The following is a 10,677-nucleotide window of genomic DNA, read 5'->3' as shown; positions in this document are numbered from 1 at the left end:
CGAGTATAGGGCCGCCGCCGGGTCAGGGCCGGGCGGCGGCAGTGGACCGCTGCGTTGCGCGGTCAGTTGGCCAGCTGGCAGGTGGCCGGCTTGGCCGAGGTGAACAGGGCCGGGGTTGCCCACTCGGGGTGGTCGATGAACGGGTTGCGGTTGCCCTGGAAGCTGTAGATCACGTCATTGCGCGCACGCTCGGCATCATCCGGCGGATCGGACAGGTGCCAGTCGATCAGCGTGGACAGCAGGCCCATGTAGGCCGGCGAACTGCTGGTCTTGACGATTTTGCTGCGGTCGTCGGTCAGCTCCAGGTCCGGCTCGGACTGGCCGGTGGCCGCATCCTTGCCGCCCTCGTAACGGATCGCCATGTACATCACCGCACGCGCCATGTCGCCCTTGCGCTTGCCCCACACCTCGAAGGTGCCGGTGTTGCCGTCCGGCGTGCGCACCCAGTTGGAGTTGCCCGGATAGCCGCCGCTGCCGCCGCCCTGGCCGTTGTTGGCCTCGGTGGCGCGCTCGCCGCAGTTGGCGTCGCACTTGCCGAACGGCTTGTTGCCACGGTCGGCGTTCCACTGCGCGTCGGTCAGGTACAGCATGTGGGTGTCGGTATACGGCGCGTACGGCAGGCCCTTGTCACCGGTGGTGGTGGCAAAGCCCAGCGAGTTCGGCCAGGTGTGCTCGCGGTTGTACTTCAGGCCACTGCCACTGCCGGCGCGATCGGTCACCTTGGCGTAGCTGTGGTTGCGATATGCATCGAGGATCCTGCCGGAATTGTTCGGATCCTCGTCGGCGATTTCCAGAATGGTCCAGGTACTGGTGCCCGAGCCGCTGTAAGGGTAGGCGGTGTGGCCCTTGATGGTGGCATGCAGCGAGCAGCGCAGCTGGCTGGGGCTGCTGGTGTTGACCTTGGAGTAATAGCCGGCCGGCACGCCCGGGTTGCCCGGGTCCGGATTGCCGCCGGTGCTGGCCACGGTGAAGGCGATGCGGCTGTCGGCGGCCGGGTGCGCGCCCTGCAGGTCGGTGATGCGCGCGGCGCGGATGTCGAAGCGGCAGGCCTCACCGGCCACCAGCGCAGTGTTGGTGGACAGCTTCACGCTGCGGCCGCTGGCCGGGAAGGTCAACGGCACGCTGCCGGAGGTGCCGCAGCTCAGGGCGAAGGCGCCACTGGCCAGGTTCACCGTCTCGCTGAACACCACTTCCAGGTCGGCGGCGGCCGGGAAGGTGCTGCTGCCCTGCGCCGGGGTGGTGGTGGAGACCGACGGCGGTGTGTTCGGGCCCGGGGTTCCGCCGCCACTGAAGGTCTGGCCGTTGTTGCAGCTGCCGAAGGTCTGCCTGGCCGACTCGGCCCAGGTGAAGTGGGTGTACTGGCTGCCGCTGCCGGTCAGCTGCAGCGAGGTGCCCGCGGCCGTGCTGTTGGTCTCGGCCACCGGGATGTTCTGGCTGGTCATGCCGGCGGCAGGGCCACCGGAGGCGGTGATGGCGCCCTCGTAGCTGAGGAACTGGACCACCTTGCCGCTGGCATCGACCAGGGCGATGCCGTCGTTGGGGCCGTTCTGGATGCCGTTGGTCGGGTAGTTGACCACGGCGATGGTCGCGCTGCCGCAGCCGGCGGCGGTGCCGGCCGGGACCGGGTTGTTGGCGTAGACCGCGGCCGCCGAAGGATTGCTGCCGTTGTAGAGGTAGAGGCGGTAGCCGGACAGGTCCTCGCCGGCGGTGGCGACCACTTCGATGGCTTCGCCGACGTCACCGGCGGCGGTGCTGTCGTCGTAGTGCAGTTCGTTGATGAAAACCTCGGCCTGGGCCGGCGCGGCGGCCAGTGCCAGCAGGCAGGCGGCGGCAAGCGGGGACAGCAATCGCATCGACTACTCCTTGTGATTGGGAATGCCTGACCGAGCCTAAGGCCGATCCAGTGACACTTTGTCGTAAATGAACGTCAGATATCTGACAGTGCGACGCTTGTCACCGAAATTGTCCAAGCCCGACGCCTTGGCCGAGGCGCGCGGGCGGAAAAATTTTTTCATTCCGCCCTTGAAAGGGGGCGGCGGGGCTCCATCTCTGCCCTGCTCCCGACGTTGTCGGGTTTCTTCACGTGCGGTTCTGGCACTCGCCTGGGGTGAGTGCTAACATCGCCGGACTTTTTTAGACCAATCAATCACTTAAGAGGTCTCCTATGAGCATCAAGCCGCTGCACGACCGCGTTGTGGTCAAGCCGATCGAAGCCGACGAAATCTCCGCCGGTGGCATCGTCATCCCCGACTCGGCCAAGGAAAAGTCCACCAAGGGTGAGGTCGTGGCCGTCGGCCCCGGCAAGCCGCTGGACAACGGCAACGTGCGCGCGCCGTCGCTGAAGGTCGGCGACAAGGTCATCTACGGCCAGTACGCCGGCAGCTCGTACAAGAGCGAAGGCGTCGAATACAAGGTCCTGCGCGAAGACGACGTGCTCGCCGTCATCGGCTGAGCCCCGGCGCGACCTGTTTCAACCTGATCCCAAACTCCCAGCCGCCGGGCATCGTCCGGCGCTACCAATGAGGTAAATGCAATGGCTGCCAAGGATATTCGTTTCGGTGAAGACGCCCGTTCGCGCATGGTGCGCGGCGTCAACGTTCTCGCCAATGCCGTCAAGGCCACCCTGGGCCCGAAGGGCCGCAACGTCGTGCTGGAAAAGAGCTTCGGCGCGCCGACCATCACCAAGGACGGCGTCTCCGTCGCCAAGGAGATCGAACTGGCTGACAAGTTCGAGAACATGGGCGCGCAGATGGTGAAGGAAGTTGCTTCGCGCACCAACGACGATGCCGGCGACGGCACCACCACCGCCACCGTGCTGGCCCAGGCCCTGATCCGCGAAGGCGCCAAGGCCGTTGCCGCCGGCATGAACCCGATGGACCTCAAGCGCGGTATCGACAAGGCCGTCTCGGCCGCCGTCGCCGAGCTGAAGAACATCTCCAAGCCGACCGCCGACGACAAGGCGATCGCCCAGGTCGGTACCATCTCGGCCAACTCGGACGAGTCGATCGGCCAGATCATCGCTGACGCGATGAAGGAAGTCGGCAAGGAAGGCGTCATCACCGTTGAAGAAGGCTCGGGCCTGGACAACGAGCTGGACGTGGTCAAGGGCATGCAGTTCGACCGCGGCTACCTGTCGCCGTACTTCATCAACAACCAGCAGTCGCAGACCGCTGACCTGGATGACCCGTTCATCCTGCTGCACGACAAGAAGATCTCCAACGTCCGTGACCTGCTGCCGGTGCTGGAAGGCGTCGCCAAGGCCGGCAAGCCGCTGCTGATCGTGGCCGAGGAAGTTGAAGGCGAAGCGCTGGCCACCCTGGTGGTCAACACCATCCGTGGCATCGTCAAGGTCGTGGCCGTCAAGGCCCCGGGCTTCGGCGACCGTCGCAAGGCGATGCTGGAAGACATGGCCGTGCTGACCGGCGGCACCGTGATCTCCGAAGAAGTCGGCCTGTCGCTGGAGAAGGCCACCATCAAGGACCTGGGCCGCGCCAAGAAGGTGCAGGTCTCCAAGGAGAACACCACCATCATCGACGGCGTCGGCGACAAGGCCAACGTTGATGCACGCGTGGCGCAGATCAAGACCCAGATCCAGGACACCTCCTCGGATTACGACCGCGAGAAGCTGCAGGAACGCGTGGCCAAGCTGGCCGGCGGTGTTGCCGTGATCAAGGTCGGCGCCTCGACCGAAATCGAAATGAAGGAAAAGAAGGATCGCGTCGACGACGCCCTGCACGCGACCCGTGCGGCCGTTGAAGAAGGCGTGGTTCCGGGCGGCGGCGTTGCCCTAGTCCGCGCGATCACCGCGCTGGCCGGCCTGAAGGGCGCCAACGAAGACCAGAACCACGGCATCCAGATCGCCCTGCGCGCGATGGAAGCCCCGCTGCGCGAGATCGTGGCCAACGCCGGTGACGAGCCGTCGGTCATCATCAACAAGGTCAAGGAAGGCACCGGCAGCTTCGGTTACAACGCCGCCACCGGCGAGTTCGGCGACATGCTGCAGTTCGGCATCCTGGACCCGACCAAGGTGACCCGTTCGGCGCTGCAGAACGCCGCCTCGATCGCTGGCCTGATGATCACCACCGAAGCCATGGTTGCCGAAGCTCCGAAGAAGGACGAGCCGGCCATGGGTGGCGCCGGTGGCATGGGCGGCATGGGTGGCATGGGCGGCATGGACTTCTAAGTCCACGTCCCCCGGGCGGTCGTTGCCGACCCTGGTCGGCACGCCCTCCCGATGCAAGGAAGAACCCCGCCGCAAGGCGGGGTTTTTCGTTGCCCGGTTGCCGCCGCAGCAGCGCATCGCTACGCTCGGTGGCCATGCCTACCTCCTTCATCGTCGTCGACGACTTCCTTTCTCCTGCCGATGCGCAGGGGCTGCGCCAGGCGGCGCTGGGCCTGACCTATCCGGTGCAGGAGGGTGCATTCCCCGGCCGCAATTCGCAGCAGCGGCTGGAACTGGATGGGCTGTCCGGCGCGGTCTCGCGGCTGGTCAACGAACCGCTGCGGCCGGTCAACCCACTGCAGTCGCATGGCAAGTTCCGCCTTACCCTGGCCGGTGACACCGGCCGCGCCAAGGTGCACGCCGATCACTCGCACTGGTCGGGCATCCTCTACCTGAGTGCACCGGAGCACTGCGAGGGCGGCACCGAGTTCTTCCGCCACCGCCGTACCGGCACCGAGCGCATGGCCCTGGATGCAGCGGAGCTGGCCGCATTGGGCTATGCCAACGGCGGCGACATGCATCGTGACATCATCGAGCGCGACAGCAACGACGACAGCCAGTGGGAAATGACCATGCGCATCCCGATGCGTTTCAACCGGCTGGTGCTGCTGCGGCCCTGGTTCTGGCATACCGCCGGGCCAGCGTTCGGCGACCGCCCGGAGAATGGCCGGCTGGTGTACCTGATGTTCTTCGAGCAGGCGCGCTGAGCGGAGCAGGCATCCACGCGTGAGGTGGATCCACACGCCATGCATGGTTGCTCCCATCCCTCCGCACTCCCCGCCCAGGGATCATCGCGCCTTCATTCGACGAAGGCCTTCGCCGCGCCGTATTCCCACTGCCATGGCACGCCGGTATCACCCAGCACGAACGCCACCAGTGCCGGGAAGGTGGCCTCGGCCCGTACATCGTTGCCCAGGATCACCACGCAGCGTTTGTGCCGCTCGATGCACACCAGGGTGTTGCCGACCGCATCGTCGTGGCCGCCCTTGTAGAAGCCTGCACCCTGGGGGCCACGGAAGGTCACCACGCCCAGGCCCGCGGCCAGATCCCGGTGCTGCTGCGCAACGGGCAGCTCCGGCTGCAGCGTTGGGAACTGGCTGGCGGTGGTGATCGGCAGCTGCGGCCGCACCAGTTCCCTGCGCATTGCCGCAGACAGCCCATCGCCGCGCACATAACCGGCGGCGAAGTGGGCCATGTCGGTGATGGTGGTATCCATCGATCCTGCCGCCCGCACACGGCTGCGTTGATCGTGCGGCTCTGTATTGCCTTCGACGGTCCAGCCATCGGCCAGGTTGCCGGCGAAATCCGCGCGCCACGACATGCTGGTGCGCGCCATGCCGAAGCGATCGAACACGCGCTGCTGCATCAACGCACCCACATCCTCGCCCAGTCGCCCACGTTCGATCACGAACTGCAGCAGGATCAGGCCCTCGCCGGAATAGCCGTAGCGGCTGCCGGGCTCGAAGTGGAACTTCAACCGGCCATCCGGTTCGAGAAAGCCGAAGTTGGCAAAGCCGCTGGCGTGATTCAGCAGCTTTCGGGGCGTGAGCCGGCGCCAGCGTGCATCACTCGCCAGCACGCTGTAGTCGGCGTACTTTTTCGGTTCGGGCGGGTAGTCTGGCAGCGGCACGTCCAGAGCTGTGGCGATGCTGGCATCCAGATCGATCACCCCGTCCTGCGCCAGCTGTGCGACCAGGTGGCCGAAGGCCATCTTGGTGAGCGATGCGGCATACATCACGGTGTCGGTGCGCAGCGGCTCGCCTGCGGCGTTGCGTTCACCGTAGGCGGCCACATGCACCACCTTGCCGTCATCGATCACCGCCAGCGCCATCCCGCGCGCATGGGCCGCCTGCATCAGCCGCCGTGCTTCGGCATCGATGCGAGTGGGCGAGGGCACGGGTGGCGGCGCGGCCAGTACCGCCAGCGGGAGCAGCGTCAGCAACATCAGGGTGGCACGGCACATGCGTGGAACTCCTGGTGGGGCGCACGGTGATGCTACGCCGGGCTGCCGCTGGCGTCATCGCCAGATGTCAGCCGGCCTGCGGCCGGCGCAGGCAGATCCGCGCCGCGCCGGCACCGATGTCCACCTGGCCGCCGCGCATTGCATCGGCACCGAGGATCAGCGCCGGCCGGCCCTCCAGGCCGATCGCCTTGAACACCGGCAGTTCGCTGATGCGGACCTCCATCGACGGGTGCTGCCAGCCGCCGCCGGTCATGCCGGGCAGGGTGTACAGCCAGGTTGCCTGCTTGCCGCCGCCCAGGCCTTCGGTGCCCTTTTCACGCACCCGCACCCGCGCGTCGCTGCCGTCGGTGCGCAGCCCCAGTGCGCGGGCGGCTTCGGCGTTGAGGACGGTCTGTGCGGCACCGGTGTCGACCACGGCGATGGCGTCCACCGCAGGCGCGCCCAGTGCAAGCGTGATGAAGCCGAACTGGCGCAGGCCGCCAGTGCGGCCGGGCAGCGCATTGGGCTGGCAACCCGGTCCTTCCAGGTTCAATCCGCCGGGTGTCCACAGCGCCAGTTGATTGCGGCCGAAGTCCCAACGGGTGTCCCAGCGCCCGGTCAGATCGTTGCCGATCAAGCCGTCGATGGCTGGATCATCATCCTTCGGCAACGATGACAGATCGACGTTCATGGCTTCGGCCTGCAGCTGCCAGCTGCCCAGCTGCCAGGACGTGCTGCGCATGCGCTGCAACCGCGCCGAAGCTGCACTCGCCCCTTGCGCCTGTGATACCTCTGCATCCGCATCCTCCAGGCCATAGCGCCGCACGACGCGGGCATCGACCAGCGTTGCCCCGGCGGCACTGTCGACCACGAAGCGCAGCGGTTCGGCGCGCCCGTCCAGCGAGACGGCCACCGCCGGATGACCGCCCTGCATCCACATCGGCAGGATGTGCGCGGCGGCGTTGGAGGCGAGCGCAGGCAAGGGAGCGGCGAACAGGGGCAACAGGAAGAGGCGCAAGGGAAGACTCCGCAGTGATCGTGGGTGACCATTGGCGCACGGCGGCGTATCGCCGGAATATCGGCGTTGATACCGTCCTGATACACAGGTGCTGGATACTGTCCGAATGAGTACTCCCATCCGTGTCATCGTCGTCGACGACGATGCCAGCATCCGCGACGCCATCGCCGACCACCTGCTGCTGCACGGCTACCAGGTACGCCTGGCGGCGGATGCGGCGGCACTGGACGTGCTGCTGCAGGCCGAACGACCGGACCTGATCATCCTCGACTGGATGATGCCCGGTGAGGATGGGCTGTCGGTCTGCCGCAGGCTGCAGGCGAGGGCGATCCCGATCCTGATGCTGTCGGCGATGGGGGCTGCACCGGACCGCGTGATCGGCCTGGAGATGGGCGCGGACGACTACCTGGCCAAACCCTTTGATCCGCGTGAACTGCTGGCGCGGGTACGCGCACTGCTGCGCCGTCAGGACAAGCTGCGCACGCAGGTGGCCAGCGAACTGCGGTTTGATGGCTGGCGATTGCTGCCCGACCAGCGTCGCCTGTTCGCACCGGACGGTGCCGAGCTGGTGCTGAGTCGTGGCGAGTTTTCCCTGTTGCTGGCGCTGGCCGAACGTCCCGGGCGGGTGCTGGGGCGTGAGCAGCTGCTGCAGTTGAGTCGCGGAGAAGCCAGTGACAGCGTGGACCGTGCCATTGACCTCGCGATCAGCCGCCTGCGCCGCAAGCTCGGGCAGGCCGCGTCCGGGGCAGAAGCCCTCGTGCAGACACTGCGCGGGGAAGGGTATCGCTTCGACGCTGAGGTACAGGTGCTGTGAGCAGCCGGTGGTCGACCACTCGCTGGATCGCGATGCTGGCGCTGGCCAGCCTGCTGCTGGCAACCCTGGCCAGCGTTGCAGTGGTGGGTTGGATGCCCCGGCCCGCGCCGCCACCGATGCGGCTGGACCATGCGATGCAGGTACTGCGTGGGGAACAGGCGCCGGCGTCACTGGGATTGCGCAGGGCGACGCAGGACGCGCCCCCCCAAGGTAGCGCCAGCGACTGGCTCGCGCAGCTGGCGGCCGCGCAGATGGGCATGCCGGCCGAGGATGTACGCCTGGCATGGACGGGGCAGGGCAGGGCGCCCGATGTGCAGGTCATCGAGGGTGGCGCGGTACTGGACGCCTCCGGTCGTGCTGGCGTGCTGAAATCACAGGCCGCGCTGCTGACCGCGATGCAGTGGCCGCCGTTTGAACTGGGGATGCGCCAGGCCGACGGCCGCTGGCGGGTGGTCGGCAGCGACCATAGTGACCTGGCGGCCTGGCGCCGCCAGGTGATGCTCGCCCTGTTGGGCGGTGCGATCCTGCTGGCGCCGTTGGCGGCGTGGGCGTCGATCCGGTTGGGGCGCCCGCTGCGGCGCCTGGCCGAAGCGAGCGCACGCGTCGACCTGCAGGCCGAGTCGCCATTGCCCGACGATGGCCCACGCGAAGTGCAGATGCTGGCCGCCGCGATCAGCACCGGTCGCGAACGCCTGCGGGTCCAGGCACAGGACATGACCCATATGCTGGCGGCAGTGGCGCATGACCTGCGCACGCCCCTGACCGGCCTGCGCCTGCGCGCCGAGTTCGCTCCCGCACCACAGGCCGCCCGGATGGTGGCGGACATCGAACGCATGGACGCGATGATCGAGCAGGTGCTGGACTATGCACGCGGCGAGCTGCAGCCCTTGCAGATGCGCTCGCTGGATCTGGCTGCCCTGCTGCAGGAATGCCTGCAAGGGGCGCTGCTGCGCGGGGTCGACATTTCGCTTCAGTGCCCGGATACGCTGCCGTGGCATGGCGATGCGCTGCTGCTCCGGCGCGCGGTCGACAATCTCATCGACAACGCCGAGCGTTACGCGGGCGCCGTGGAGCTGCATGTCGCCGTGTGGGGACATGGGGTGCAGCTGGATGTGATGGATCGCGGGCCGGGCATCGCCGAAGCTGATCGTGTCCGCCTGCTGCAACCGTTCCAGCGCAGCGAAAGCTCGCGCAGTCGCGCTACCGGTGGGACCGGGCTGGGACTGGCCATGGCCGCCAACGTGGCCAGGCGTCACGCAGGCGAACTGCAGCTGCTGCACCGCGAGGGTGGCGGGCTGATCGCGCGCCTGCTGCTGGGAAAGCTCCCCTGATATCGGCTGTGATTTACAGGTAGCGGCTATCCGGTGATATGATTAGGCGCCTAACCATATCGCGTTCGTGAGATGATCGAAGCCAAGCATCAGGCCCTTCTGGAGGAATCGCAGCGACGCGGCCACGCCAACATCGCGCAACTGCGCCTGTGCTTCCAGCTGCTCTCGTTGTCCTCGTCGATCGATCGCGACTGCGCCGCGCGGCTGGCACCGCATGGGCTCAGCGAGGGCCGCTTCGTCGTGCTGTTCCTGCTGCACGGGGCCGGTGGCACGCTGCCGCCGCACCTGCTGGCCGAGCGTGCCGGCGTGACCCGTGCCACCATCAGCGGCCTGCTCGATGGCCTGCAGCGTGAAGGCCTGCTGCAGCGTCGCAGCGATGACGGGGATGGCCGCCGTCTGCAGATCGTATTGACCGCACCGGGAAAGCGCTTGGCCGAGTCGTTGTTCGAGCAGCACACGCAATGGATCAGCGGCCTGTTCGACGGCCTGGATGCGGGTGAACAGCAGCAGCTGTCGCAGCTGCTGCACAAGGTCTGGCAGCACACGGACGGCGGGCGGGAATCGGCAGCATGAGCACGCCCGTTCCTGCGCAAAGGCTGCATGCACTCAACAGTGGCAGCGCTGCTGCCACCCATCTGGCCGAATGCCTGGCCGTGGATTTCACCGCGCTGCTGCAGGTGGTGGCGCCTGCCCTTGAGCCGGAATCGCTGCAATGCATGCGCGATGCCTCAGGCAAGGGCATCACCCAGCGCATGGCGCTGGCGGCGCGGTTGCTGCACGAAGCCGGACAGGGGGAGCCTGCGCGCTGGCAGGCGCATGCGTCAGACACGGTGCGTGGCTGGGCCTGCTACCTGATCGGCGGCGACGCCGACGCGACGCTGCCGGCCAAGCTGCAGGCGATGCGGCCACTGGCTGACGACCCGCACTTCGGCGTGCGCGAATGGGCGTGGCTGGCGCTGCGTGCCGACATTGTTGCCGCACCACTGCAGGCGCTGGAGTACCTGCAACCATGGACGCAGGAAGGATCGCCGTACCTGCGCCGCTTCGCCTGCGAAGCGCTGCGCCCGCGCGGCGTGTGGGCCACACATGTCGCGCTGTTCAAGCGGCAGCCGGAACTTGCAGAGGCGATGCTGGAAGCACTCGCCGACGACCCGGAGCGCTATGTGCAGGACTCGGTCGGCAACTGGCTCAATGATGCCGGCAAGACACAGCCGCAGTGGCTGCGTGCGCTGTGCGCGCGCTGGCAACAGCAGCACCCTGGTGATGCCAATGCCTACATCCGCAAACGCGCCATGCGCTCGCTCCGGTAGTGCCGGCCGCTGGCCGGCAACCCCCCAAACCTTCAAGGAA

General features: G+C 67.2%; 10 protein-coding genes. 7 read left to right on the top strand and 3 right to left on the bottom strand.

Annotation, left to right across the window (positions count from 1 at the left end; genetic code table 11):
• Window positions 1–62: 62 nt before the first annotated feature.
• A complete protein-coding gene (locus tag AC5P56_RS01980) occupies window positions 63–1,853 on the bottom strand; it encodes an endonuclease (RefSeq protein ID WP_014648594.1) in 1,791 nt (596 codons plus the stop codon).
• 311 nt (window positions 1,854–2,164) lie between these two features.
• On the opposite strand from AC5P56_RS01980, the gene AC5P56_RS01975 reads away from it, so the two are divergent.
• The 3 genes from AC5P56_RS01975 to AC5P56_RS01965 all read left to right on the top strand — a co-directional run bounded on the left by AC5P56_RS01975 (window position 2,165) and on the right by AC5P56_RS01965 (window position 4,929).
• Window positions 2,165–2,452 carry a co-chaperone GroES gene (locus tag AC5P56_RS01975; protein WP_005411227.1) on the top strand — a complete coding sequence of 96 codons (288 nt, stop codon included), beginning with the start codon at window positions 2,165–2,167 and terminating at the stop codon, window positions 2,450–2,452.
• A gap of 81 nt (window positions 2,453–2,533) precedes the next feature.
• The gene (groL, locus tag AC5P56_RS01970; protein WP_005411226.1) at window positions 2,534–4,183 is read left to right on the top strand and encodes a chaperonin GroEL; all 1,650 of its coding nucleotides are present in this window, start codon (window positions 2,534–2,536) and stop codon (window positions 4,181–4,183) included.
• A gap of 134 nt (window positions 4,184–4,317) precedes the next feature.
• Window positions 4,318–4,929: a DUF6445 family protein gene (locus AC5P56_RS01965; RefSeq protein ID WP_032958237.1), complete on the top strand. Its 612-nt coding sequence runs from the start codon at window positions 4,318–4,320 to the stop codon at window positions 4,927–4,929.
• Window positions 4,930–5,021: 92 nt separating this feature from the next.
• On the opposite strand, the gene AC5P56_RS01960 is transcribed toward AC5P56_RS01965, so the two are convergent.
• Window positions 5,022–6,185: a serine hydrolase domain-containing protein gene (locus AC5P56_RS01960; protein ID WP_069117774.1), complete on the bottom strand. Its 1,164-nt coding sequence runs from the start codon at window positions 6,183–6,185 to the stop codon at window positions 5,022–5,024.
• Between the two features lie 67 nt (window positions 6,186–6,252).
• Entirely contained in the window at window positions 6,253–7,182 is a 930-nt protein-coding gene (locus AC5P56_RS01955) for a retropepsin-like aspartic protease (RefSeq protein ID WP_241887574.1), read from the bottom strand.
• Window positions 7,183–7,288: 106 nt separating this feature from the next.
• On the opposite strand from AC5P56_RS01955, the gene AC5P56_RS01950 reads away from it, so the two are divergent.
• The 4 genes from AC5P56_RS01950 (at window position 7,289) to AC5P56_RS01935 (ending at window position 10,637) form a co-directional block, all read left to right on the top strand.
• Window positions 7,289–7,996, top strand: a complete 708-nt coding sequence (locus AC5P56_RS01950; protein ID WP_014648590.1) for a response regulator transcription factor — start codon at window positions 7,289–7,291, stop codon at window positions 7,994–7,996.
• A 32-nt stretch (window positions 7,997–8,028) separates the two neighbouring features.
• Entirely contained in the window at window positions 8,029–9,327 is a 1,299-nt protein-coding gene (locus AC5P56_RS01945) for a sensor histidine kinase (protein WP_014648589.1), read from the top strand.
• Window positions 9,328–9,399: 72 nt separating this feature from the next.
• Window positions 9,400–9,900: a MarR family winged helix-turn-helix transcriptional regulator gene (locus tag AC5P56_RS01940; protein ID WP_111206766.1), complete on the top strand. Its 501-nt coding sequence runs from the start codon at window positions 9,400–9,402 to the stop codon at window positions 9,898–9,900.
• Complete coding sequence (locus tag AC5P56_RS01935; RefSeq protein WP_014648587.1) at window positions 9,897–10,637, top strand: DNA alkylation repair protein; 741 nt, start codon at window positions 9,897–9,899, stop codon at window positions 10,635–10,637. The genes AC5P56_RS01940 and AC5P56_RS01935 overlap by 4 nt, the downstream gene beginning before the upstream one ends.
• The last annotated feature ends 40 nt before the right edge of the window (window positions 10,638–10,677 follow it).

The organism is Stenotrophomonas sp. YJH_SMC_131 (assembly GCF_059367975.1).
The sequence above is the reverse complement of the archived record's forward strand: the minus strand, read 5'-3'. Positions and strand labels throughout refer to the sequence as shown.

What these genes read in the sequence shown, in the direction of transcription:
- AC5P56_RS01980 (WP_014648594.1), bottom strand. Translation starts at nt 1,853, where the DNA reads ATGCGATTGCTGTCCCCGCTTGCCGCCGCCTGCCTGCTGGCACTGGCC.
- AC5P56_RS01975 (WP_005411227.1), top strand. Translation starts at nt 2,165, where the DNA reads ATGAGCATCAAGCCGCTGCACGACCGCGTTGTGGTCAAGCCGATCGAA.
- groL (WP_005411226.1), top strand. Translation starts at nt 2,534, where the DNA reads ATGGCTGCCAAGGATATTCGTTTCGGTGAAGACGCCCGTTCGCGCATG.
- AC5P56_RS01965 (WP_032958237.1), top strand. Translation starts at nt 4,318, where the DNA reads ATGCCTACCTCCTTCATCGTCGTCGACGACTTCCTTTCTCCTGCCGAT.
- AC5P56_RS01960 (WP_069117774.1), bottom strand. Translation starts at nt 6,185, where the DNA reads ATGTGCCGTGCCACCCTGATGTTGCTGACGCTGCTCCCGCTGGCGGTA.
- AC5P56_RS01950 (WP_014648590.1), top strand. Translation starts at nt 7,289, where the DNA reads ATGAGTACTCCCATCCGTGTCATCGTCGTCGACGACGATGCCAGCATC.
- AC5P56_RS01945 (WP_014648589.1), top strand. Translation starts at nt 8,029, where the DNA reads ATGCTGGCGCTGGCCAGCCTGCTGCTGGCAACCCTGGCCAGCGTTGCA.
- AC5P56_RS01940 (WP_111206766.1), top strand. Translation starts at nt 9,400, where the DNA reads ATGATCGAAGCCAAGCATCAGGCCCTTCTGGAGGAATCGCAGCGACGC.
- AC5P56_RS01935 (WP_014648587.1), top strand. Translation starts at nt 9,897, where the DNA reads ATGAGCACGCCCGTTCCTGCGCAAAGGCTGCATGCACTCAACAGTGGC.